Below are 23698 nucleotides of genomic sequence, written 5' to 3'. Positions count from 1 at the left end.
GGCCGATTTGTCGACAAAGCGATCTGCGCGGCGGCCGGGGGGAGGGCTGGGCGGCGGCTCCGGCGCCTTTGGCAGACTGGGCGGTCGGACGGTCTGCGGTGCGGGAGGTAGCGCCATGCGGTTAGCGGACGGGCCCCGGACCGAGTGCGAGAGGCTGGTCGCGGCGCCGTCGGCACGGGTCTGGGAACTGGTGACCGACATCGGGCTTCCGGCCGAGCACAGCCCGGAGCTGATGCGGGCCGAGTGGCTGGGCGGCGACGGGGTTCCGGCCCTGGGTGCGCGGTTCGCCGGATACAACCGGAACCGCCGCCTCGGCGACTGGCGGACCGTATCGGAAGTGGTCGAGCTTGTGCCCGAGCAGGTCTTCGCGTGGGCCGTGCTCGATGCCGACGGCCGGTTCGGCCCGCCGGCGGACGACCCGGAGCACCCCATGGCGGTGTGGCGCTACACGCTGCGGCCGCGCGCGGGCGGCACGCTCCTGCGCCACGAGGTCCGGCTGGGCCCGGGCCGCTCCGGGCTGACCGTGGCCGTCGACCGCATGCCCGACCTGGAGGAGCCGCTGGTGCTGGGCCGCCTCGACGAGCTGCGCGCCGGAATGGAGACCACTCTGCGCGGCCTCGCGTCCCGCGCCGAGGACGGCTCCGCGGCGTAGCCTGTGCACAGCCGTTGCCGAGACGCCGATGCGCGGCCCGGGACGGCCCTGGGATACACGCCCGGCGTCGCGCCGGGCGCCGCACCGAACGCGAGGTGAACACCGTGTCCGCCCTGTCCGGCGAGCAGCGCAGGGCCTTCCTGGCCGAACCGCGCGTCGCCGCCTTCTCGGTCAGCGCAGGCGAGGGCCGAGCCCCGCTCACCGTCCCGATCTGGTATGCCTGCGAACCGGGCGGCGACCCGTGGATCATCACCGGGCGCCGGTCGCGCAAGGGCCGCCTCATCGACGAGCACGGACGGTTCTCGCTGATGGTGGAGTCCGTCCAGCCGCGGGTGCGCTACGTCTCGGTCGAGGGCCCCGCCGAGCGGCAGCCGCTGACCGAGGATCGGCTGCGGACCATGACCGAGCGCTACATGCTGCCCGAGGCCGTCGAGGGCTACTTCGCGGCGGCCTGGGCGGCTCGCAGCGAGCTCGACGACGCGGTCTACGTGCTGCGGCCCGAGCGCTGGCTTTCGGCGGACCTCTCCGACCACGGGGGCACGACCGGGCACCGGGTCGTGTAGGGCGCCGAGCCGGCGGGGGCGGAGCTGCCCCCGCTTGCGGGAGGAGCGCGTCGGCGGGCCGCAGAGCGCTGAGGGGCCGGCCGCGTCGTGCGGCCGGCCCCTCAGCGGCGACGGAGACCCCCGTCGCGTCAGATCCAGCGGGCCTCGGGGTGGGTCCGTCCGCTGTCGTCGGTCACCAGCACCCAGCTCAGCAGCGGGCGGTCGGAAGCGACGGACTCCGCGGCCTCGCGCTGCTGCGGAGCGGCGGGCGCCGGAGCGGAGCTCCGCAACCGCGCCGCGTTGCGCGCGCGGCGGCGGGCCGGAGCGGTACGGCTGGTCTGTGGCGCCGGGCTCACCGGTCGGTTCATTGCGGCACCCCCTTGTTCGCCTCTATGAAGACTACAGTTAACCCTTCGTTCACCTGGAAGTCAATCTGGATACCCCGGGGTGTCCCTCGGGTCGTGCGGTGACAGGGGGCTCCAGCTGGAGCTCGATCGCCAAAGTGAACAAAAGGTGAACAGACGAGAAGTCCGGACTGAACCGGAGGCGGGGGTGGCGCGCGCCGCCGGGCGGATCAGCACGGCCCCGGCGGCGGAGGGACGGCGCGGGGCGCCTGCCCTCCGCCGCACCGGTCGGGGCAAAAAGACGGCGAGGGCCCGGCCGCGCGGCCGGGCCCTCGCCGGTGTCGAGTCGCGGGTACCAGGACCCGGTCACCGGGAAGGCGTGCGCACACCCCGCCCGGAAGCGCGGATCACTCGTTCGGGTCCTTGAAGATCAGGCCGACGACCTCCAGGTAGAGCTGTTCCGGATAGGGCACGAAGTTGATCCGGCTCAGGGCCTGGTCCTGACCGGCGGACTCCATGACGAACGTGCCGTATCCGAGGAAGCGGCCCATGATCGAGCGCTCGAAGCGCATGTCCGTGACCTTGCCCAGGGGCATCATGTTGACCTGGCGGGTGATGAGTCCCTGGGTCAGCAGCAGGCGCTGCGACGTGATGACGAAGTAGTCGACCGACCACTCGGCCACGCGCCAGACGAACCAGACGAGGATCAGCAGCCACACCCACCAGATCACCGCCAGCGCGGCGGGGCTCGCCGCGATGACGGTGTTGCTGAGGATGCCCGCGAAGATCAGTGCACCGAGCACGGCTGCAACGGGTCCGATCAGCACCGCCGGGTGCCGCCGGATGGTGACGACGTCCTGTTCGTAGGGCAGCAGGTAGCGGTTGACAGATGCCGGTGCCCGGTTCGGCGGTGCGACGAGCCTCATGGCCGGGCGACCCCTATGCGCTCAGGGTGTTCACGAATCGGGACAGTGATTCGGCGGCCGACATGAGTCCCCCGACCCCGGTCTGAATGACCCCGGCAGCGCTTTCCGGTTGAGTGAGCAGATAGAACGCGACGAAAGCGATGAGGGCGTACCCCAGCCACTTCTTCAACCTCGCCATGACCGACTCCCCACGAATGCTGATGACCCACTGACCCAAGGTGATTGTTACACCGACATACGGGCCCGTAAAGCCAGATGCCCGTTTCGGGCGTGGCGTTCCCGGTGCGGGGTGTGGTGCTGGTCACCCGGCTGCCGGCCGGGTGGCCGGACCGGTCAGCGGCGTTCGGCGAAGGCGAGTGCGAGGACCTGCAGGTGCTGTCGCGCGATGCGTTCCACGAGCTCGGGGGTCGCCCGTCCGGTGACGTCGAGGGCGCCCTGGCGCGCCGCGTCCACACATCGGGTGATGGTGGCGGCGTCGTGTACTCCGGTGAACTCGGAGTTCAGGCGCTCGACGACGGGGGAGAGGTCGCGCGGCGTAGTGGTCTTCTCGGGCATCTCACTCCTTCGAGGGAAAAGGGTGACCGGTTGCGCTGTGTACCCGCAAGCAGGCGCTTGGTAACGGCCCTCGGGGTCAATATTACGGGTCGGGCATATGGCCGATGGTTGTCGGAGTTCGGCTATCGGGGATGGGGGGAGGGTGTCTGCGGTTGTGGTCTGTCGGTGAGTCGGGGGCGACTGTTGCCCATGATCGACCCTGAGTGTCACGACTCCATATCAGTCTGAATTCGGCCTACGTAAATCGTCGTGTTCCGGGTGCTCAGAACGCGGTCACCAATCCAGCGCGGATGATCGTCCGAGCGCCTGTTCGAACCAACCGGGGTCTTCCCTGATTTCGGATGTCCAATCATCTTTATTCGGATTGATACAAAAAAGGCGGACCCGTCGCCGGTCCGTACGGCCGGCCGACGGCGCCCCGCGGCAACCGCGTTCACGGGGTCCGATGCCGCCGGACCGGAATCGGTTCAGACAGATCCGTACAACCGGTCGCCCGCGTCTCCCAGGCCCGGCAGGATGAAGCCCTTGTCGTTCAACCGCTCGTCGACGGCGGCCGTGACCACGCGCAGCGTCGCCCCGTTCTGCTCGCCCAGGTTTTCGGTCAGGGTTTGCAGCCCTTCGGGGGCGGCCAGTAGGCAGATGGCGGTGACATGGTCGGCGCCGCGCTCGACGAGCAGGCGCAGCGCCGCCGCCAGCGTTCCTCCGGTGGCCAGCATCGGGTCGAGCACGTAGCACTGCCGGCCGGAGAGGTCGTTGGGCAGCCGGTCGGCGTAGGTGGCCGGGCGCAGGGTCTCCTCATCGCGGGCCATACCCAGAAAGCCGACCTTCGCTGTCGGCAGCAGCCGGGTCATCCCGTCGAGCATGCCCAGCCCCGCCCGGAGGATGGGCACGACGAGCGGTGTGGGCCGGGTCAGCTGGGTACCGGTCATCGGCGTCAGCGGAGTCTCCACGGTCACGTCGGCCACGCGCACGTCGCGGGTCGCCTCGTAGGCGAGCAGCGTCACGAGCTCGTCGGTCAGCCTGCGAAACGTGGGCGAGTCGGTGCGCACGTCGCGCAGCGTGGTGAGTTTGTGCGCGACCAGCGGGTGGTCGACGACCAGGGTCTCCATTGAACACTCCGGTTGAGCTGGGCAAACGATGGGAAATCGGCGCCGAGTCTATCCGCGCGAAGGCGGACCGCCGCCCCTGCGCGGCCTGGGATTCGGTGCGGAGGACGGAGCGGAGGAGTATCCGTAACCCGATCGCGTCGGCCGTAACGTTCTGCTGGGGGGCGGTTGTCCGTTGTAATAGAGGTTGTGAGCGCCGACTTCTATCACGAGGCAGATTCCCTCTGGGGAAACCGGGTCGCGGGCGACCGCGACCGCTACGATGACGCCGCGCCGGACGATCTGCGATCCTGGCCCGATCACAGCAGGGCTGGTGGGGTGACGATGACGGAACTCGACGACGACGATGACGGCGGCGATTTCGCCGCGGTCGCGTACCGCGAGGAGGACTACTGGGATGTCTACCTGCTCCCGGTGGCCCTCACGCAGGACTTCAAGGGGCTGCTGCACGCCTTGCGGCAGCAGCCCAGCATCAGCGGCGCGATCGGCATGCTCGCCATCGGCGACGACTTCTTCGTGATCGTGCGCCTCTACGGCGACGACGTGAGCCTGTTCCTCTCCGACGTCACGGCGTCCGTGGACTGGCAGGTGGCGCGCGACGTCCTGGAGTACCTCGACATCGACGTGCCCGACGACGAGGACCTGGACCAGGTGCTGCCCGCTGGCGACATGTCGGTGCTCGCCGATCTCGGCCTGGACGAGATGGAGCTGGGCGCCCTCGCCGGCGACCTCGACCTCTACCCCGACGAGGTCCTGGCCAGCATCGCCGAGCGCATCGGATTCCACCAGGCGTTCCAGCGTGCGGTGGACTCGATGGGGTAAGGGACTCTGGATCGATCAGTGGATCGGTCATCGACGGCAGGTCAGGCCCCCGGCCGGCGCCCGCGAGAGAGGACTGGAGAGCGTGCGGTGTCGATCTTCTCAGCGGTCTTCTGCAGTGTCGCCGACGAATGGACGGGCGTAGAGACCGACCTCGACGACGCGGCGAGCATCGACGACGTCGCCGACATCATGCGCGACGCCGCCGGCTCCGCCTCCGAAGGCACGATGGTCCTGCTGATGGAGGCGGACGACGAGTGGTTCGCCGTGGTGCGTGTGGAGGACCACTCCGACCCCCGCGTCTTCCTCTCCGACGTGCGGGTCGTCCACGAGCACTCCGTCGCGGCACTGCTGCTGGACAGCGGCGAGATCGAGGCGCCCGAGCAGGTCGAGGGGACCGGCCAGAAGCCCTATCCGCAACCCGGCGGGGACACCCTCCTGCTCGACGACCTCGGCACGCCCTCCGGCGAGCTCGTCTCGCTGACCACCGGCAAGGGGCTGCTGCCCAGCGACGTCCTCGCCGAGATCGCCGACCGCGCCGGGTTCGGCGAACCGCTGGAGGCGCTGCGGCTGTGACCGGAACCGGGGGCGCCCCGGTGCCCATGGACCGCGCCGGGATCGACGCGGCGCTGCGCCTGGCGCTGGACGAAAGCGGGCGCACCGCCGACAGCGGCGACGTCCCGGTGGGCGCGGTCGTGCTCGACGCCGCGGGCGAGGTGGTCGGCGCCGGGCACAACGAGCGCGAGGCGGGCGGCGACCCCACGGCCCATGCCGAGGTCCTCGCCCTGCGCTCCGCGGCCCGCCGCCGCGGCGGGTGGCGCCTGAGCGGCTGCACGCTCGCGGTCACCCTGGAACCGTGCACCATGTGCGCCGGCGCCCTCGTGCAGGCCCGAGTCGACCGCCTGGTCTACGGCGCCCGCGACCCCAAGGCGGGAGCGGTCGGGTCCCTGTGGGACGTGGTCCGCGACCCCCGCCTCAACCACCGCCCCGAAGTGGTGCCGCCCGACCTCGTCGCGCCCGAGCTGGCCGAGCGGTGCGGTGCGGTCCTTTCCGAGTTCTTCTCACTGCGCCGTATCCGGTAGAGTACCGAGCGGTGGAGTCGCCTAGTGGCCGATGGCGCTCGCCTCGAAAGCGAGTGTAGGGAGACCTACCGTGGGTTCGAATCCCACCTCCACCGCCGCCGGAGGAGTCGGCCGCCCGATGCGGGCGGTCGGCTCCTCTCGTGTGTGCGCGTGCCCGAGGTGCACGGGTGCGGTCACCCGGGCCGCTCAAGCACGACGGCCGCGGCCGGATGCGGCAACGCGGGACTCTGCCGTTCATCCGGGGCGGCGGCGTCCGGTGAGTGCGGGCGGGCCCGGACCCGGGCGGCAGGCGGTTTCCCCGGACGGCGGGGCGCATGCGGGCGGCGGCCCCGAGTTCTCGGCAGGCTCCCGCGGCTACCTGTGGGAGCGTGTCCTGATCCTCCGGTGGAACAGCCCGCGGCTGTTCAAGGCGTGCATCGCTCTGCCTGCCGGAACCCTTGTCGGCGCGCTGGTCCCGCGCATGGTGCTCGGACCCGGGAGGGCCTCCCCCGTCCCGCAGGACGCCGTATGGATCGCTTCCGTGGCGGGAGGGCTGTGCGGCGCCGTCCTGCTGGCGGTGGTCGGCTGGGCCGCCGGCGGAATGGATGCGGCGAAGGGCGCGGACCGGATCCTCGACCGCAGCGCGGATCCGCGGCGGGTGCGCGCGGCGCGGTCGGTCCTGCGGAGCGGAGAGCCGGCGGGCGACGCGGAGACCGACCGGATCGCCGCGGCGATGGCGGGGGTCCTCGGGCAGGGCCCGTCGAGCGCGCGGCGCTCCCGCTTCCTGATGATCGTCTCCGGGGCCCTCGCCGCTTGGCAGGCGGTCGCCACCGTCTTCGCGGCCGTCCACGGTGACGTGGCCACCGCTCTGGTCTCCGGGGCCGCGGCCTTGATCATGGTCGCGGCCGTCGTCGGCAGGCCGGCGGAGCAGCGGGCTCGCCTGCGCCGAGAGCGCGTACTGGCACTGTACGCCGCCGAGGTCTGGTCCGGCCGGGTCGACGAGGCCGTCGTCCGAGGGCTCCAGGGACGATCCCCATCGGAGGCGTGAGTCGCACAGCCGGGCCCGCGTGCGCGGCCGTCGGCCCCTCGGCGGACCGGGCCGCGGGAGCACTCGCTCTGGGACACGGCGCTCGGAAGGCCGGGCGCTCTCGGGCTCCTCTGCGCCCGTCGGCATACGTGCAGTTCATGCGGCTGCCCAGCCTGCGGTGCCACCGTGACCAGGTACAACGCAGCGGGGACTCGGCGGGCCGGCGCGGTCGCCTCGGCGGAGAGGGGGAGGGGGCCGGTGCGTCGATTTGAGGCCTGGCGGAGTCCCCGGTTTCGGGTGTCCCCATGTGGAGGGCTCTGTCGTGACCTGCACCCCACATCCTCCGAGCGGGAAAAAGTCGCCAGTGCGGTGACCTGGTCGTGTGGCACCAAGCGGTGAGACGCCCCAGTTGGGGCAGCACTGCATCAGAGATGTCCGTTTCGGGGTTTATGCGTGCCTCATGTGGCTGCGGGGTATCAGGCCGCGGCGCCCGCACGGGCGCGCCTGCTGACCCGAACCCCCGAAGGACAAGCATGGACGACTCTCCCGTGAGTACCGGCTATGACCAACCCTCCGCCAGCGTCTACACCCCCAAATGGATGCGCACCTACGACCGGATCGTGTTCGGCGGAACCTGCCGGTGGTACGGCTGGGGTCCCACCGCAGCACGCCTGGTGGAGTTCTACCGGGAGCACTTGGGGCGGCGCCACCTCGACGTCGGTGTGGGCACCGGGCTGCTGCTGGACCGCGCGGGCATGCCCGCGGACTACGAGAAGCTCCACCTCCTCGATCGCAACCAGGTGCCGCTGGAGATGACCGCCCGCCGGCTGCAGCGGTTCTCGCCGACCACGACTGCAGCCGACGCGCAGGAGCCGTGGCCGCTGCCCGACGACCGGTTCTCCTCGGTGGGGTGCTCGTTCACCATCCACTGCCTGGCGGATGAGCAGGGGCGCGGAATCGCCGCCAAGGCCTCCTTCTTCGACGAGGTCGCCCGCGTGCTGGAGCCCGGCGGAACCTTCTTCGGCACCACTCTGCTGAGCCGCGGCGACTGGAAGGGGTGGCGCCCCGTGGCCGGCCCGCTCATGGCGGTCTATCGCCGCAAGGGGTGGTTCGACAACTCCCACGACACCGCCGGCGATCTGCGGCGGGAACTCGACGCCCGCTTCGACGCCGTCCAGGTTCACGTCGAGGGGTGCACCGCGTTCTGGACCGCCCGCGCCCGCGCGTGAACCGCATCGCCCCCGTGCCCGCCGCGCCCGCGCATTGAGCGGGCGCGCCGTCCGACCGGTGCCGACCAGGCCGATCGGGCGGATGCCTCGGGGCGCGGCGCACCCGCCGCGCCCCGGGCGGTTCTTCCCACGCCCCGAGAGTCATGCTGAGAGAGGCCATGGACCCCACGGACGACGGTTTCGCCCCCCGGATCGCCGCAGCACACGAGCGGATCGAGGTCCGGCGGCGCCGGTGGGCGCGCGGGCCGCTGAGCGTGCACCGCACGCTCGCCCCGTTGCGCGCCGTGGACCGGCCGCCGCCCCGTGATGTGCCCGCCGATCGCGCGTCGGGTCCGGCCCGTGTCCGTCGCCCGCTCACCTGCGCCGTCGGCGCCCGCCGCAAGTTGCCCGGGCGCGGCAACGCCTGCCATGCGGGCGATGTCGCGCGCAGCCCGGCTGGACTCCCATGATCACGCGGTGGAATAATCCCGCTCGAGCGCGGCATTCCGCCACACCGCACCGGACATCAGGACAGGGATTGAGCGGTCCTCGCGGGGCGGCAAAGGAACCTGTCCGCCGCCGCAGCAACGACCCCGACCCGAGGACCCCCCAATGACCATGCGTCGCATCACGATCGTCGGAACCGGCCAGGCCGGCCTGACGCTGGGCAACCTGCTGCGCAACGCCGGCCACCAGGTGCGCATGACCGGATCCATGACCAGCACCGAACTGCGCAAGGGGCGTCCCGACCTCACTCAGATGTCGTTTCCCTCCACCCGCCGCATCGAGGAGGAGGCCGGTCTCTACAACCGGCTCGACTGGCTGGACGCCGCGCCGCGGCTGCGCGGTGTCGACCTGTCGCTGCGCCCGGGCGGCGGCGAGGACATGACCATCGCCAGCGACTGGAGCGGCGGCTGGGGGCTGTCCGTCGACCGCAGCGTCAAGATCGCCGACTGGCTGGACCGCTACGAGGACGACTGGGGATCGACCACGATCCACGCCATGACCACCGGCGACCTGGACTACATGCTGCAGACCGGCATGACCGAGCTGATCGTGGTGGCCACCGGCGACAGCCAGTTGGGCCGCGTCTTCCCGATCGACGCCGAGCACACCGCCGGAGCGCGGCGCCGCGCCTACGCGCAGGCGTTCGTGGTGGGCGCGGACCACCCGGGTGACCGCATCCTGGCGGCCTCGCTGCCCGAGGGGGAGGTCTACCTGATCCCGGTGCTGACCACCGCCGGGCCGGTGACCAGTGTCCTCATCGGGGCCCGGGCCGGGGCCTCCGCGCTGGACTGCCACGAGAACGACGAGCGCACCGTGCCCGACGACCAGGTGTGGGAGCGCATGATGCTGCGCCTGGTCCAGCACGTCCCCGACTTCGCCGGCCTGTGCAAGGACGCCGTCCTGGCCGACGTCGACGGCCCCGCGACGGTGCTCACCCACGTCGACCCGGTCGTGCGCCGGCCGGTGGGCTACCTGGCGTCGGACCTGCCGGTCCTGGGCATGGCCGACGCGGTGCTGACCTCGGACCCGGTGAGCTGCCAGGGGTGGGGCAACTCCACCCGCTCGGCCCACATCATCGCCGACGAGATCGCCAAGCGCGGCGACGCGCCCTTCGACGCCCCCTGGATGCAGCAGGTCCACGACCGGTTCTGGCACGAGGCCGGGCGCCACGCGGCCGCCTTCTCGGAGATGATCGACCAGTTCTACGCCGGCACCCTGCCGGCGCACTACCTGGAGGTGGCCGGGGCCGCAACGGCCTACCCCGAGGTCGCCAAGCGGTGGAACGACGCCTTCGACAACCCCTCCGACTTCGCGAACTTCCTCTACAGCCAGGACGAGGCGCGCGCCTACCTCGCCGAGGTCGCCGCCCGCGCCTGAGCCTGCGCCCACCCATACGCCTATCCCAGCCCTCCCAGAGACCCGGTCCCCGTTTCCTCATCACCGTCCCTTGGAGGTTGGCTTGGCCTGCCCTGCAGCCCCCCGTCCCCTTCACGAACCCGCCCCCGGCCGCGCCGCCGCGGCCGCCGACCGCGGCGACCGCGGCCGCCGCAGAGCGGGGGCGCCGCGATGACCCGCCCGGTGATCGTCGGCATGTCCTGCCGCCTGCCCGGCGGCGTCGACTCCCCCGAATCCCTGTGGGCGGCGCTGTATGACGGCGCCGACCTCATCACCGACCCCTCCGACGACCACCCCCACCAGCGCGAGGACGTCCTGCCCGGCGGTCTGCTCGACGACGCCGACATGGACCTCGACGCCGACCACTTCGGCCTGTCGCCGCTGGAGACCCGCACCCTCGACCCGCAGCAGGCCCTGCTGCTGGAGGGGGTCGACGAGGCGCTGCAGGACGCCGGGATCGCCCCGGGTGACCTGCGCCGCACACCGGTGGGTGTCTGGGTGGGCTCCTCCTGCCTGGACCAGTCCATCACCCACCTCGGAACCGACCACGGCGGCACCATGGTCGAGACGGCCGGAGCGCTGCCGAGTATGCTCGCCGGCCGCCTCGCCCGCGCCTTCGACCTGAGGGGGGCGGCCGAGGTGGTCAACACCGCCTGCTCGGCGTCGATGGTGGCGCTGCACCGCGCCCGCCAGGCGCTGCTGCTGGGCGAGGTCGACACCGCCGTGGTCGCCGGGGTCCAGCACCTCGGCCTCGACACCCACACCCGCATGTTCCGCAACTCCGGTACGTATTCGCCCACCGGCCGGTGCCGCCCGTTCGACGTCGACGCCGACGGGTTCGTGCGCGGCGAAGGGGTCGCGGTGCTCGTGCTGACCACGGCCGAGCGCGCGTCCGCGACGGGTGCGCGGGTGCGCGCCGAGCTGCTGGGCAGCCACACGAACGCCGACGGGTTCGTGCCCCACGGGCTGGCTTCACCGAGCCGGGGCGCCCAGACGGATCTGCTGCGCCACGTCTACGAGCGGTCCGGGGTCGACCCGTACGCGGTGGGCTACGTGCACGCCCACGGCACCGCCACCCGCGCGGGAGACGCGGCCGAGTCCATGGCATTGGCCAACGTGATGGGCCGCGGCCGCGCCGAGGGCGAGCGGCTGGTGCTGGGCTCGGTCAAGGCCAACCTCGGCCACCTGGAGGGCGCCGCCGGCGTCGTCTCCGTCGTGTCCACTGTGCTGGCGCTGGAGCACGGCCTGATCCCGCCCACCCCGCACCACACCGAGCCGCTGCCGCGCATGGCCGAACTGGGGCTGGAGGTCGCCACCGCTCCGCGGCCCTGGCCGGGTCCGCCCGATCGGCGCCGCCTGGCGGGGGTATCGGCGTTCGGGTTCGGCGGCACCAACTCCCATGTCATCCTCGCGCTGCCCGAGGCGGCGCACCCGGAGACCGGCGCGCAGGAGGAGCCCGCAGAACCGGTCGCGCGCCTGCTGCCGGTCTCGGCCGCCGGTCCGGCGCCGCTGGCCGAAACGGCCGACCGCTGGGCCGGCCACCTGCACGGGGCCCCGCACGCCGCCTGGGAGGCGATCACCCGCACCGCCGCCACCGGCCGAGACCACCTCGCCCAGCGCGCCGCCGTCGTCGCCGAGGACCCCACAGGCGCCGCCGCGGCGCTGGAGGCGCTGGCGGCCGGGCGCGGCCACCCGGCGCTGATCCCTCCGCGCCGCGCGCCTGCGCGGCCGCCGCGGGTCGTGTTCGTCTTCCCCGGCCACGGCTCCCACAGGCCGGGAATGGGTGAGCTGCTGGCCCGGCGCGAGCCGGTGTACGCCGCTGCGCTGCAGGAGGCGCGCGCGGCTCTGGACGCCCACCGGCCGCAGACTCCACTGGAGGAGGCCGACCTGCGGGCGGTGCAGCCGGCCGCCGTGGCCCACCAGATCGCGCTCAGCGCACTGCTGGCCCACTGGGGCGTCCGGCCCGACGCGGTCGTGGGCCACTCCTTGGGCGAGGCGGCGGCCGCCCGCGCGGCCGGCGCGCTCAGCCTGGAGGACACCGCACGCCTGGTGGCCGAGCGCAGCGCGCTGCTGGCCGAATCCGCCGCGTTGGGCGGCATGCTGGCCACCGATCTGGACGCCGACCGGGCCGTTGCGGCCGCGCGGGCGAGCGGCACCAGCCTGGCCGCTGTCAACGGCCCCGCGTCGACGGTGCTCTCCGGCACCCACGCCGCACTCGCGGCGCTGCGGGAGCACCTGGAGGCCCATCATCCGCGGGCCCGCTTCTGGGAGGTGGACCAGGCGCCGCCGGCGCACTCGCCGCTGCTGGATGCGGCCGCCGACCGCCTGGCCGCGGCCCTGGGCGAGCTGGCGCCCCGGGAGTCGGAGGTGCCCATGGTCTCCACCGCCACCGGTGCCGGGATCGGCGGAACGGAGCTGACGGGCGACTACTGGGGCCGCCAGCTCCGCGCGCCGGTCCAGCTGGCCGCGGCGGTGGCCGCGGCTGTCGGCGATCCCGGAGCGCCGGCGGTGCTGGTGGAGGTCAGCGCCCGAAGCGTGCTGGCACCGGCCCTGACCGACGATGTGCTGGCGTGTGCCGAAGAGGCCCACGACGAGCACACCGCGCTGCTGCGTCTGGCGGGCGGGCTGTATTCCCGGGGCGTGCCGCGCGCCTGGGACGAGGCACGGCCCGCGGCGGCGGTACCGCTGCCGGCGCGCGCCTGGGCCCGTCCGAGCGACCGTCCCGAGGCCCCGGAGCGCGGTGACGACCTGGCGCGGCGCCGCGCCGAGCTGGAGGCGGCCGCCGACGAGGCGCAGCGTCGCGACGTTCTGGCGCGGGCACTGCAGGCGTGGGTGGCCGAGCAGGTGCCCGGTCAGGCCGGAGCCGAGCCGGTGGGGCTGGATACCGACCTGGCGGCGCTGGGGCTGGGGTCGCTGGTACTGATGGGTCTGCGCACCCGCCTGCACCAGCTGACCGGCCGGCAGGTCGAGATCGCCGACTTCTACGGCGAGGCGGGTGTGGCCACGCTCGGTGCGGTGCTGGCGCCCCGTTCCCGCTGACGGCCTTTCCTCCGCATCAGCGGCAAAGGGGGCTCGGTCCGACCGCCGGTCGGACCGAGCCCCCTACCCGATTCGCCGGAGCCGGAGACCGGCCACGGCGCGACGCATCTCCCCGATCCCCTGATCCGACGTCCCCACGCCGGTGCAACGCGCGTGCGCGCGGGGATTGTCGACTTATCGGCCAATCTGTTTTCGCGGTTCACGCGCGGCCGATATCGACGATAACGCGGCCGTGACCGCAATGCGGGAATGGGGGCGTCTCGCAATCCCCGGTTCGGAGCCGGACTTACACGGCTGTCGGCGGCCGGTGGGAAAGGGCTTCCTCCAGACTGCCGTCGATCGGCATCAGCCTGCCGATCCCGCAGATCTCCAGAACGCGCCGGACGTTGCGTCGAGGCGCGACGACGCGGATGGTCTTCCCGCGCGAGAGGGCCCTGCGTCGGGCTGTGAGCAGGGCGTGCACGCCCGAGGAGTCGCAGAAGACGGTCTCGGACATGTCGACGACGAGAACGCCGGCGTTGGAGTCGAGCACCTCGAACATGCTCTGCACCAGGCCGTCGCGATTGTGGATGTCGATTTCCGCGGGCATCGCGGCGACGGCGTTCCGTTCGTTCGAGTCGGCCGGCGGAGAGAAGGCTGTATGCATAAGCTTCGCCCTTCGGACCCAAGGCTGCGAGGTGGCCCTTGGCCGGACCGGGAGCCCTCGGCGGTCTCCACCATGTCTACCAACCTGCCTCCCAAATCCGGGCAAACCACGGTTATACATCGGCCATTTTGCGCAACTCGCCCATATAGCCACATTCTGGTGGGCGTATTGGTCGCAAGAATCCAACGTTTGCGGCGCGCAGTGACGGGGCAGCGAAAGGGTGGGTCCGGAGGCGCGGCCCGAGGGTGCCCCCGCTCACTCGCCAGAGCCGGCGGGGACATCCGTTCACGCGGAGGTCCCACGAGGAGGGGACCGGGCTTCCGGTCAGGTGATTATGAAACAGCCCACGCAGATCGTCGCCAAGACCGACTACATCGGACGCGGCGCCGTCGTGACAGTGCCGCAGAGCATCGAACCCTGGCACACTCGCTGCCTGCGCGAGCAGCTTCTGTGGCTTCTCAACGAGCGCCTCGATGAGGTCGTGATCGATTTCACGCCCACGATCTCCTGCACGTCCGCGATGAGTGAGGCGCTCGAACGCGTCTACACCCGCACCCGGGCGCGGGGGATCGGGTTGTCGCTGGTACTCGACCAGGACTCCCCGCCGGCGAAGGCGCTCGAGGAGTCCGGGCTGACGCGGATGCTGCCCGTCCACGCCGACCGCGCCGAGGCGGAGCGCGGCCTGCGGGAGCGCGCCGCCTCGCCCGCCCGCCGCAGGCGCGGGCAGGAGTCGAGCACCGTGCCTCCGCCGCGAAGCGGGCCGGTCGCGCAGGCGTCCTGAACCGTACGCCGGCGGTGGCCGGAACCGCCGGGCGGACGGCCGCGGCGGTTCGTGTCGACACGTCGCCACATCGACCGGTCGCCGTGTCGACCCGGTCCGCTGCGCGCACGCACTCGGTGGCGGGAAGCCCCAGCGCGGTCCCGTAGAGGTGCGACACCCGGAGCCTGAGGACCACGCGCTCTCGGCCACCTGCCGTTCGAGGAACGCCGCCGCTCTCGGGGTCTTGGAACCGGTCTCGGGAGCCGGGCCCAGCAGGTCCCGGCCGACGGCGTCGCCGGGCGCGCTTGCGGGTTCGGACACCTCCGCTTCCCCTCGGCGACGGCGAAGGACCAGGGAGCGGGGCCCGTGTGCAGCGCGGCGCGCGTTCCGCCGGAACCGGCGCTGACTCGCTCGGCGGTCGACGGGACGCGGACGGTGCGCTCGACGGGGGCCCGGCTGCAGAGCACCGCGGACAGGTGCGGACGGCCGTCGGCGCGCACGCTCGCGAGCACACCGAAGCGCTGCCCGCTGAGCAGGGACGACGGTTCCGGTTCGGTCAGCACGCGGGCGATCCGCGCGCGCCGCGTCCCGACACGCCGCAGAGCGGCTTCCGGGCCGCCGCCGTGTCCCGCCCGCCGGGCCCGAGAACCGGCCGACCGAGACGGACGAACGACGAAGGCCCCGACCGCGCACCCGGTCGGGGCCTTCGTACTGCCTGCATAGAGGCGGCGGAGGATACGAGATTCGAACTCGTGAGGGGTTGCCCCCAACACGCTTTCCAAGCGTGCGCCCTAGGCCTCTAGGCGAATCCTCCGCGGACAACTTTACCAGCCTGTACGGCGTGCTGTGACACGTCGGGCGCGCGCCCGACGCCCGACCCGCCGGCGCGGCCGCGCGCGAGCGGGCGGATCAGGGCCGCGTGAGGACGGCCACCCGGCATCGCGCCGGAACGGTTCGCCGGGGCGCGCGTGTCGGATACAGTTGGGGGCAGACCCCTCGTGCGGCGTCACCTTATGAACCTCCCCAGGGCCGGAAGGCAGCAAGGATAAGTAAGCTCTGGCGGGTGCGCGGGGGGTCCTTTCTCTTTCCCGGGAGGCCGTTTCGCCCCCGCCTCACCGGCGCCGCCCCGTGCGGTCTGTCGCAGGTACAGGGTTGAATGGACCCGCGGACACGGCCGGGGGCGATCGGTCGCCCCGGATGGCCGGCAGTGCCGATCCGCGGAGGGAGCAGTGAGCGCGCCGTGAGCATCGCGCTGTATCGCAAGTACCGCCCTGCGACGTTCGGCGAGGTTCGCGGGCAGGAGCACGTCACCGACCCGCTGCGCCAGGCGCTGCGCAACGGCCGCGTGAACCACGCCTACCTCTTCAGCGGCCCCCGCGGCTGCGGCAAGACCTCCAGCGCGCGCATCCTGGCCCGGTCGCTCAACTGCGACCAGGGGCCCACGCCCGATCCCTGCGGCACCTGCGACGCCTGTGTGGCGCTGGCCCCCGACGGCCCGGGCAGCATCGACGTCATCGAGATCGACGCCGCCTCCCACGGCGGTGTCGACGACGCCCGCGACCTGCGCGAGCGCGCCTTCTTCGCGCCGGTGAGCTCGCGCTACAAGGTCTACATCATCGACGAGGCGCACATGGTGACCCGCGAGGGCTTCAACGCGCTGCTCAAGCTCGTCGAAGAACCCCCGCCGCACCTGAAGTTCGTCTTCGCCACCACCGAGCCGGACAAGGTCATCGGCACCATCCGCTCGCGCACGCACCACTACCCGTTCCGGCTGATCCCGCCGAGCACGCTGCGCGAGCTGATGGAGGAGATCCTCACCGACGAGGGAGTGCCGTTCGACGCCGCCGCCCTGCCGCTGGTGGTGCGCGCCGGTGCCGGTTCCGCCCGCGACTCGCTGTCCATCCTGGACCAGCTGCTGGCCGGCTCCGACGAGAACGGCATCACCCGCGAGGGCGCGGTGGCGCTGCTGGGCTACACCGACTCCAGCCTGCTGGGCGACATGGTCGACGCGCTGGGCGCGGCCGACGGAGCCGCGGTCTTCGGCCTGATCGACCGGGTGATGGAGGGCGGCCACGATCCCCGCCGGTTCACCGCCGACCTCCTGGAGCGCACCCGCGACCTGGTGGTGCTGGCGGCGGTGCCCGACGCCCTGGACAAGGGGCTGATCAACGTCGCGCCGGACACCGTGGACCGGATGCGGGAACAGGCCGAGCGCCTCGGCCCGGCCCGGCTCACCCGGGCCGCCGACATCCTCAACCAGGGCCTGACCGAGATGCGCGGCGCCACCTCCCCGCGGCTGCTGCTGGAGCTGATGTGCGCGCGGGTCCTGCTTCCGGGCTCCGCCGGCGGTGGCGACTCCGGCGCGCTGCTCGCGCGCCTGGAGCAGCTGGAGCAGCGGATGGCCTCCGGGCAGGCGGCGCCCGCACCCGCTCCCGCGCCGTCCCGGCCCGCTGCGGGGGCGCCGGTCTCGCCGCCGGCCGCGGCCTCCAGCGTTCCCGCGGCCCGGGACTCTCCTCCGGCGCGTCCCGAGCCCGCTCCGGCGCCGGATCCCGCACCCGCTGCGGAGCCGGCGGCTCCCGCACGGTCCGCGGCGCCGGCCGCCGACTCCCGGCCGGCCCCGGCCGCGGACGACTGGGGCATCTCCGGCGGCGACGGCGCGTCGGCGCCCCCGCGCGCTCCGGCTCCGGCGGCGCCGGGCGGCACCGGTACCGCCGACCTCGGCGGCATCCAGGCCGCGTGGGGCCAGATCATGGAGGCCGTCAAGGGCATCCGCCGGTTCACCTGGATGGTGCTCAGCGGCAGCGACGTCCGCCCGGTGGGGGTCGAGGGCAACCTGGTGCAGCTCGGGTTCACCCGGCCCAACGAGGCCAAGGGGTTCTCCAACAGCGGCAGCGACAAGGTCGTCTCCCAGGCCATCCGGCAGGTGCTCGGCACGGAGGTCCGGGTGGCGGCCGTGCCCGCCAACGGGTCGGGCCCGGCGTCCGCGGGCCCGCCCGCGCCGCCGCGCCCGCCGGCCGCGCCTCCCGCCGCGCCGTCGGGCGGCGAGCCGGCGGGATGGGAGGCTCCTCCGGCCCCGCAGCCGCCGGATGACCCCGGCGCCGCCGCGGTCCCCGGTCCCGGCCCCGATGCGGAGTCCGCACCGCCCGCCGGGCGCGGGGACGGCGCCGCAGCCCCGCGCGGCCTTCCGGCGCCGGCGCACCAGCAGGAGCCGCCTCCCGACCCCTACGAGGACGCGGCCGAAGCGCCGCCGCCCGAACCCGGCCCCGCTCCCGAGCCCGCGCCCGCCACCGCGCAGCCGGCTCCCGCGCCGCAGGCCCGCGAGGCCGACACCCCCGCCCCGAAAGCGGCCGGCAGCGGCCCGCACTCGGGATTCGCGCTGATCGAGGCCGAGCTCGGCGGCAAGATCATCAGCGAGATCGACCACACGGCCGAGTGAGCCGGCGCCCGCGCCGCCGCGCGCGGGTCCGCTGCGGCCGCGTCCGCTTGTCGCCGAGTCGCCGAGTCGCCGAGTCGCCGAGTCGCCATGTCGACACACCGGCCCGCGCCCCCGGGCGGCGTGCGCCGAGCACGCCCGTCGCCCCGCATGCGCACAGGGCCTTCGGCGCGCGCGGTCCAAGGCGCGATGAGCGGATACGCTCGCAAGCACGGACAGCGCAGGCAAGGAGAGATGCAGTGAACCCTGGCGGCGGAATGGACATGCAGGCCCTCCTCCAGCAGGCCCAGCAGATGCAGCAGCAGCTCATGGAGGCCCAGCAGCAGCTCGACGAGGCCCAGGTCGAGGGCACCTCGGGCGGAGGGCTGGTGAAGGTCACGGTGAGCGGCCGCGGCTCGGTGGAGGAGATCAACATCGATCCCCAGGCCATCGACACCGACGACGCCGACGAGACCGCGCAGACGGTCGCGGACATGGTGCTGGCCGCCATCCGCGACGCCGAGTCCTCGGTGGAGGAGCTCCAGCAGGAGAAGATGGGCCCGCTCGCCGAAGGCCTCGGCGGCGGCATGCCCGGCGGAGGGATGCCGGGCGGCGGCATGCCGGGCCTTCCGGGCTTCTAGGCGCGGTTCCGCCCGCGGTCGGCCCGCGGGCGGAATCCGCGTGCCCCGCCGCCCTCAGCGGCGGGGTGGAGGGCGGCGCGCAGCCGCGCCTTCCGGCTCCCGGCGGGCTCAGCCCGAAGCGCCGGCGTTGGCCACGGAGAGGTCGGCGAGGCGGCCGTGCTCGTCGAACGCGGCGCTCACCGTGTGGCTGCCGCGGACTCCGCGCAGCCCCCCGTCGGGCCCGGTCTCGACTGCGGCACCGTGCCGCTCCAGATAGCCGCCTACCGTGGCGCGCGGGTCGTGCGGGAACACCTCGATACCCTGCATGATCCGCCGCGGCAGGGTGATCAGGTCGAACTCGGCCCGCGGGATCGCCTCGTCGACCATGACCATGGCGACCCGGGCGCCGGTACCGGCCGTCACGCTGCCGTACCCGCGCCCCGAGACCGCTCCCGTCGACACGAGCAGGAGCCGTTCCAGCGCCATCCGCGCGTCGGCGAACTCCGACAGCTCCAGCCGCGGCGCCACGAGCTCGGGGATCCCGTACTCCTCCCCGATGCGGTGCAGGTCCAGCGACAGCGACAGCCGCTCGGAACCCGGCGGATGCATGTGCGGGTTCGCCCACGCCCACACCCAGCTCCCGTCCGTGCCGAACGTCCCGAGCGGAGCCATCCGCACCGTGACCGAGCCCTGCCGGAAGGTGCACGCCTCGATGTCCACGTGCCACTCGGCGGCGGGGTGGTAGGCGTTGTAGGCCTCGGTCTGCTCGATCGCCCAGGCCGCGCAGGCGGCGCCCATCCGCTCCAGGCCGGGGCTGAACCACCGGCGGGTTCCGTCCGCCGCGGCGCCGCCGGGTCCGTCGGGTTCTGCCATGCTCGTCGCTCCCTCTTCTCCGCCGGTCCGGTCGAGGTTCGACGCAGGCGGGGCGCAGACGGATCCCGCCTCCGGTGGCGGCGCCGGGCGGCCGACTGGGCTACGGTGGGAGGCGTAGCGATGACTCACCTGGATGGGCTATGTACGAGGGCGCGGTTCAGAACCTGATCGACGAGCTCGGGCGGCTGCCCGGCGTCGGTCCCAAAAGCGCGCAGCGTATCGCCTTCCACGTGCTCGCTGCCGAGACCGCCGACGTCAGGCGGCTTTCCGACGCGCTGATCGAGGTCAAGAACCGCGTGCAGTTCTGCGTGGTGTGCGGCAACGTCTCCGAGGAGAGCGAATGCCGCATCTGCCGCGACGCCCGGCGCGACGCCGCCGTCATCTGCGTCGTCGAGGAGTCCAAGGACGTCGTGGCCATCGAGCGCACCCGCGAGTTCCGCGGCCGCTACCACGTCCTCGGCGGCGCGATCAGCCCGATCGAAGGCGTCGGCCCCGACGACCTGCGCATCAAGGAGCTGATGTCGCGGCTCGCCGACGGCCAGATCACCGAGCTGATCCTGGCCACCGACCCCAACCTGGAAGGGGAGGCCACCGCGACCTACCTGGCGCGGCTGGTCAAACCGATGGGGCTGAAAGTCACCCGCCTGGCCAGCGGCCTGCCCGTCGGCGGCGACCTCGAGTACGCCGACGAGGTGACGCTGGGCCGGGCCTTCGAAGGCCGGCGGAGCTTGGAGTTCTAGCTCACATTCCGCGGCCGGGTGCCCGGCGGGTGCGTTCCGCGCGCCGCGCGGCGTTTGCCGAGATGGCGGCGCGACTTCGCGGCGAGCATGAGTATCCGCGTGCACACGGGGTACGTCCCCGCGCCGGTGCTGTTCGGTCCGCCGCCCTGCCATGCCGACTGCTTCGCAGGTGAGACGGCATCCCCGACATTCCGCTAGCTACACTTTCGAGTTGATTACCGTGATCCCGAACCCTCAGGAGCAACGACCGTGGCTCTGATCGTGCAGAAGTACGGTGGGTCTTCCGTCGCAGACGCGGAAGCCATCAAGCGAGTGGCCCAACGGATCGTCGCTCAGAAAAAGGCGGGTTACGACGTGGTCGTCGTGGTCTCGGCCATGGGCGACACCACCGACGAGCTGCTCGACCTCGCCGAGCAGGTATCACCGCTGCCGCCCGGGCGCGAGCTGGACATGCTGCTGACCTCCGGTGAGCGCATGTCCATGGCGCTGGTCGCCATGGCGATCGGCAACCTCGGCTACGAGGCCCGCTCGTTCACCGGTTCGCAGGCCGGCGTGCTGACCACGTCCCTGCACGGCAACGCCAAGATCATCGATGTCACCCCCGGACGCATCCAGGAGGCGCTCGACGAGGGCTCCATCTGCATCGTCGCCGGCTTCCAGGGAGTCTCCCAGGACAGCAAGGACATCACCACGCTGGGCCGGGGCGGGTCCGACACCACCGCCGTCGCGCTCGCGGCCGCGCTCGACGCCGACGCCTGCGAGATCTACAGCGACGTCGACGGCGTGTTCACCGCCGACCCGCGCATCGCGCCCACCGCCCGGCGCATCCCCAAGATCTCCTATGAGGAGATGCTGGAGATGGCTGCCTGCGGCACCAAGATCCTGCACCTGCGCTGCGTGGAGTACGCCCGCCGGTACGGAATTCCGCTGCATGTCCGCTCGTCGTTCAGTCAGAGGCCCGGTACCTGGGTCGTCTCAGAAGTTGAGGAATCCGAAGGCATGGAACAACCGATCATCTCCGGTGTCGCACACGACCGGAGCGAGGCCAAGATCACGGTCGTGGGCGTCCCCGACAGGATCGGTGAGGCGGCGACGCTCTTCTCGGTGCTCGCCGACGCCGAGATCAACATCGACATGATCGTGCAGAACGTGTCGGCCGCCTCCACCTCGCGCACCGACATCTCCTTCACGGTGCCGATGGACGCCGGCCAGACCGCGCTCGCCGCCTTGAAGAAGGTGCAGGACAAGGTCGGCTTCGAGTCGCTGCGCTACGACGATCAGATCGGCAAGGTCTCGCTGATCGGGGCGGGCATGCGCTCCTACCCCGGTGTCACCGCCCGCTTCTTCGACTCCATCGCCAAGTCGGGCACCAACATCGAGATGATCTCCACCTCGGAGATCCGCATTTCGGTGGTCGTCGAGCAGGACCAGGTCGACACGGCGGTCGCGGCCGCCCACTCCGAGTTCCAGCTCGACGCCGAGCAGGTCGAAGCCGTTGTGTACGGAGGTACCGGACGATGAGCGCACGCCGTCCCACCCTGGCCGTCGTCGGTGCCACCGGCGCCGTCGGCACCGTGATGCTGGACATCCTGTCGACCCGCGAGGACGTCTGGGGCGAGATCCGGTTGGTCGCCTCGCCGCGCTCGGCGGGCAAGCGGCTCACCGTCCGCGGTGCGGAGGTCGAGGTCCAGGCGCTGGCGCCGGAGGTCTTCGACGGAGTCGACGTCGCGATGTTCGACGTCCCCGACGAGGTCTCCAAGCAGTGGGCGCCCGTCGCCGCCGAGCGCGGCGCGGTCGCCGTGGACAACTCCGGCGCGTTCCGCATGGACCCCGAGGTCCCGCTGGTCGTGCCCGAGGTCAACGCCGAGCAGGCCCGCAACCGCCCGCGGGGCATCATCAGCAACCCCAACTGCACCACGCTGTCGATGATCGTGGCCATGGGCGCGCTGCACCGCGCCTACGGCCTCGCCGGGCTGGTCGTGGCCTCCTACCAGGCCGCATCGGGCGCCGGGCAGGAGGGCATCGACACCCTGCACGACCAGATCGAGAAGGCGGCCACCGACCGCACGCTGGGCAGCCGCGCCGGCGACGTGCGCGCCGCGGTGGGCGAGCAGGGCCCGTTCCCGGCGCCGCTGGCGATGAATGTCGTGCCGTGGGCCGGATCGCTGAAGGAGGACGGCTACGCCTCCGAGGAGCTGAAGGTCCGCAACGAGTCCCGCAAGATCCTGGGCATGCCCGACCTCGCCGTAGCGGCCACGTGCGTGCGGGTCCCGGTCGTCACGACCCACTCGCTGGTCGTGCACGCCACCTTCGACAGTGAGGTCGACGCCGACGCCGCCCGCGAGGTGCTGGCCTCGGCCCCGGGTGTCGTGGTCCAGGACGACCCGGCGCGCGGCGAGTTCCCCACCCCGGCCGACGTGGTGGGCACCGACCCCACGTGGGTGGGGCGGATCCGCCGCTCGCTGGACGACCCGAAGTCGCTGGAGCTGTTCATGTGCGGCGACAACCTGCGCAAGGGCGCCGCGCTGAACACCGCCCAGATCGCCGAGGTCGTCGCCCGGGAGTTCTCCGGCTCCTGACCCGCTCCTGACCCGCTCCCGGAATCGGGGAGCGGAGGGGGTTTCGCATCGGGGTGGCCGGGCCGCGCGGCCCGGCCACCCCTTCGTCTTCGGGCGCCCGTCGTCGGCCGTCCGTTTTCGTCCCGTCTTTTCGTTTCGTTGCACCCGGTTCCGTGTGCCGGTCACACCTTTCCGTGGCGTGCCAGGCTGAGCCGGTACAGCAGGCGGCAGTGGTCGATCGAGCCCACCAGGTCCGAGGTCTCGACCGGGCGCCGCCCCTGGTAGTGCGTACGCTCCACGACCAGCACCGGCAGCCCCGGCGCCAGGTGCAGGAGGCTCGACTCCGGCTCGCGCAGCGGGCGCACGCCCACCTCCTCGACGACCCGGTCGACGGCGACCCCGGCGGCACCGAGGCGCTGCAGCACGCTGCTCGCCGGGTCGGCGTCGGCGGGCGTGCGCAGCGTTCCCTGGGTGAGCGCGGTCGGCTCCCAGGCGGTGTGCAGCGCGACGGGGGCGCCGTCGGCGGTCCCCAGGCAGCGGGTCCGGAAGACCCGCACTCCGTCGCGCATTCCGAGCCGCCGCGCGACCAGTCCGCACGCGGCCTCGGTGCAGGTGCCCAGGTCTTCGCGGCCCAGCGGGTCGACGCCCGAGCCCGAGGTGCGGTCGGTGCGGGAGAACCGGTGGATCTGGGGCACCGTGCGCACGTAGTAGCCCGACCCGGGCCTGGCCTCGACCAGCCCTTCGCTGACCAGCAGCCGCAGCGCGTGGCGCGAGACCTGCTCGCTGACCCCGTAGGTGCGGGCCAGCCGGGAGCGCGACGGCAGGCGCGAGCCGGGTTCGAGCTCGCCGTTGAGGATAGGCCTGCGCAGGAGGTCGGCCACCCACAGATAGCGCGGTCGCCCGCCCAC

The 23698-nt window shown here is 72.7% G+C and carries 23 protein-coding genes, 2 tRNA genes and 1 other RNA gene; 17 read left to right on the top strand and 9 right to left on the bottom strand.

The window, feature by feature from the left end; all coding sequences use genetic code 11:
• Positions 1–115 precede the first annotated feature (115 nt).
• Together ABD284_RS05990 and ABD284_RS05985 are read left to right on the top strand one after the other, a co-directional pair.
• Positions 116–652: an SRPBCC family protein gene (locus ABD284_RS05990; RefSeq protein ID WP_344141423.1), complete on the top strand. Its 537-nt coding sequence runs from the start codon at positions 116–118 to the stop codon at positions 650–652.
• Positions 653–756: 104 nt separating this feature from the next.
• Positions 757–1215 carry a pyridoxamine 5'-phosphate oxidase family protein gene (locus ABD284_RS05985; RefSeq protein WP_344141422.1) on the top strand — a complete coding sequence of 153 codons (459 nt, stop codon included), beginning with the start codon at positions 757–759 and terminating at the stop codon, positions 1213–1215.
• A 128-nt stretch (positions 1216–1343) separates the two neighbouring features.
• Here ABD284_RS05985 and ABD284_RS05980 read toward each other — a convergent pair whose 3' ends face one another.
• The 5 genes from ABD284_RS05980 to upp all read right to left on the bottom strand — a co-directional run bounded on the left by ABD284_RS05980 (position 1344) and on the right by upp (position 4128).
• Complete coding sequence (locus ABD284_RS05980; protein ID WP_344141420.1) at positions 1344–1550, bottom strand: hypothetical protein; 207 nt, start codon at positions 1548–1550, stop codon at positions 1344–1346.
• Positions 1551–1945: 395 nt separating this feature from the next.
• Complete coding sequence (locus tag ABD284_RS05975) at positions 1946–2464, bottom strand: PH domain-containing protein (protein ID WP_344141419.1); 519 nt, start codon at positions 2462–2464, stop codon at positions 1946–1948.
• Between the two features lie 13 nt (positions 2465–2477).
• The gene (locus tag ABD284_RS05970) at positions 2478–2642 is read right to left on the bottom strand and encodes a hypothetical protein (protein WP_179768322.1); all 165 of its coding nucleotides are present in this window, start codon (positions 2640–2642) and stop codon (positions 2478–2480) included.
• Between the two features lie 155 nt (positions 2643–2797).
• A complete protein-coding gene (locus ABD284_RS05965) occupies positions 2798–3019 on the bottom strand; it encodes a three-helix bundle dimerization domain-containing protein (RefSeq protein ID WP_344141418.1) in 222 nt (73 codons plus the stop codon).
• 467 nt (positions 3020–3486) lie between these two features.
• The gene (gene upp / locus ABD284_RS05960) at positions 3487–4128 is read right to left on the bottom strand and encodes a uracil phosphoribosyltransferase (RefSeq protein ID WP_344141416.1); all 642 of its coding nucleotides are present in this window, start codon (positions 4126–4128) and stop codon (positions 3487–3489) included.
• Positions 4129–4449: 321 nt separating this feature from the next.
• Between upp and ABD284_RS05955 the strand changes: the two genes are divergently transcribed.
• The 8 genes from ABD284_RS05955 to ABD284_RS05920 all read left to right on the top strand — a co-directional run bounded on the left by ABD284_RS05955 (position 4450) and on the right by ABD284_RS05920 (position 13181).
• Positions 4450–4947: a tRNA adenosine deaminase-associated protein gene (locus tag ABD284_RS05955; protein ID WP_311544430.1), complete on the top strand. Its 498-nt coding sequence runs from the start codon at positions 4450–4452 to the stop codon at positions 4945–4947.
• Positions 4948–5034: 87 nt separating this feature from the next.
• Positions 5035–5520 (top strand): tRNA adenosine deaminase-associated protein, encoded by a 486-nt coding sequence (locus ABD284_RS05950; RefSeq protein ID WP_344141415.1) that lies wholly within the window; start codon positions 5035–5037, stop codon positions 5518–5520.
• A 26-nt stretch (positions 5521–5546) separates the two neighbouring features.
• Positions 5547–6026 (top strand): nucleoside deaminase, encoded by a 480-nt coding sequence (locus tag ABD284_RS05945; protein WP_344141500.1) that lies wholly within the window; start codon positions 5547–5549, stop codon positions 6024–6026.
• Between the two features lie 10 nt (positions 6027–6036).
• Positions 6037–6121, top strand: a tRNA-Ser gene (locus tag ABD284_RS05940).
• A gap of 425 nt (positions 6122–6546) precedes the next feature.
• Complete coding sequence (locus ABD284_RS05935) at positions 6547–7053, top strand: hypothetical protein (protein WP_344141414.1); 507 nt, start codon at positions 6547–6549, stop codon at positions 7051–7053.
• A gap of 512 nt (positions 7054–7565) precedes the next feature.
• Positions 7566–8261, top strand: a complete 696-nt coding sequence (locus ABD284_RS05930; protein ID WP_344141412.1) for a class I SAM-dependent methyltransferase — start codon at positions 7566–7568, stop codon at positions 8259–8261.
• A gap of 591 nt (positions 8262–8852) precedes the next feature.
• Positions 8853–10124, top strand: coding sequence for a styrene monooxygenase/indole monooxygenase family protein (locus tag ABD284_RS05925; RefSeq protein ID WP_344141411.1), 1272 nt, complete (start codon positions 8853–8855; stop codon positions 10122–10124).
• Positions 10125–10313: 189 nt separating this feature from the next.
• Positions 10314–13181, top strand: coding sequence for a beta-ketoacyl synthase N-terminal-like domain-containing protein (locus tag ABD284_RS05920; RefSeq protein ID WP_344141410.1), 2868 nt, complete (start codon positions 10314–10316; stop codon positions 13179–13181).
• Positions 13182–13467: 286 nt separating this feature from the next.
• Here ABD284_RS05920 and ABD284_RS05915 read toward each other — a convergent pair whose 3' ends face one another.
• A complete protein-coding gene (locus ABD284_RS05915) occupies positions 13468–13827 on the bottom strand; it encodes an STAS domain-containing protein (protein WP_344141408.1) in 360 nt (119 codons plus the stop codon).
• Between the two features lie 334 nt (positions 13828–14161).
• On the opposite strand from ABD284_RS05915, the gene ABD284_RS05910 reads away from it, so the two are divergent.
• Entirely contained in the window at positions 14162–14608 is a 447-nt protein-coding gene (locus tag ABD284_RS05910) for an STAS domain-containing protein (protein WP_344141506.1), read from the top strand.
• A gap of 708 nt (positions 14609–15316) precedes the next feature.
• On the opposite strand, the gene ABD284_RS05905 is transcribed toward ABD284_RS05910, so the two are convergent.
• A tRNA-Ser gene (locus ABD284_RS05905) sits at positions 15317–15401 on the bottom strand.
• A gap of 173 nt (positions 15402–15574) precedes the next feature.
• Here ABD284_RS05905 and ffs point away from each other — a divergent pair.
• The 3 genes from ffs (at position 15575) to ABD284_RS05890 (ending at position 18640) form a co-directional block, all read left to right on the top strand.
• An RNA gene (ffs, locus tag ABD284_RS05900) (signal recognition particle sRNA small type) lies at positions 15575–15670 on the top strand.
• A gap of 157 nt (positions 15671–15827) precedes the next feature.
• On the top strand, positions 15828–18023 hold the full coding sequence (locus tag ABD284_RS05895; protein ID WP_344141407.1) for a DNA polymerase III subunit gamma and tau: 2196 nt from the start codon (positions 15828–15830) through the stop codon (positions 18021–18023).
• 254 nt (positions 18024–18277) lie between these two features.
• Complete coding sequence (locus ABD284_RS05890) at positions 18278–18640, top strand: YbaB/EbfC family nucleoid-associated protein (RefSeq protein WP_344141498.1); 363 nt, start codon at positions 18278–18280, stop codon at positions 18638–18640.
• 108 nt (positions 18641–18748) lie between these two features.
• On the opposite strand, the gene ABD284_RS05885 is transcribed toward ABD284_RS05890, so the two are convergent.
• A complete protein-coding gene (locus ABD284_RS05885; protein WP_344141406.1) occupies positions 18749–19492 on the bottom strand; it encodes a DUF6882 domain-containing protein in 744 nt (247 codons plus the stop codon).
• A 140-nt stretch (positions 19493–19632) separates the two neighbouring features.
• Here ABD284_RS05885 and recR point away from each other — a divergent pair, with 140 nt between their 5' ends.
• From recR to ABD284_RS05870, 3 genes are all read left to right on the top strand, one after another.
• Complete coding sequence (recR, locus tag ABD284_RS05880; RefSeq protein ID WP_344141405.1) at positions 19633–20232, top strand: recombination mediator RecR; 600 nt, start codon at positions 19633–19635, stop codon at positions 20230–20232.
• A 249-nt stretch (positions 20233–20481) separates the two neighbouring features.
• A complete protein-coding gene (locus ABD284_RS05875) occupies positions 20482–21753 on the top strand; it encodes an aspartate kinase (RefSeq protein ID WP_311544412.1) in 1272 nt (423 codons plus the stop codon).
• Positions 21750–22811 carry an aspartate-semialdehyde dehydrogenase gene (locus tag ABD284_RS05870; protein WP_344141404.1) on the top strand — a complete coding sequence of 354 codons (1062 nt, stop codon included), beginning with the start codon at positions 21750–21752 and terminating at the stop codon, positions 22809–22811. Before ABD284_RS05875 ends, ABD284_RS05870 begins: the two co-directional genes overlap by 4 nt.
• A 161-nt stretch (positions 22812–22972) precedes the next feature.
• On the opposite strand, the gene ABD284_RS05865 is transcribed toward ABD284_RS05870, so the two are convergent.
• Complete coding sequence (locus ABD284_RS05865) at positions 22973–23698, bottom strand: GntR family transcriptional regulator (RefSeq protein WP_344141403.1); 726 nt, start codon at positions 23696–23698, stop codon at positions 22973–22975.

The sequence above is a fragment of the Streptomonospora arabica genome (assembly GCF_039531585.1).
Lineage (GTDB): Bacteria > Actinomycetota > Actinomycetes > Streptosporangiales > Streptosporangiaceae > Streptomonospora > Streptomonospora halophila.
This window is presented reverse-complemented; position numbering and strand designations above follow the sequence as displayed.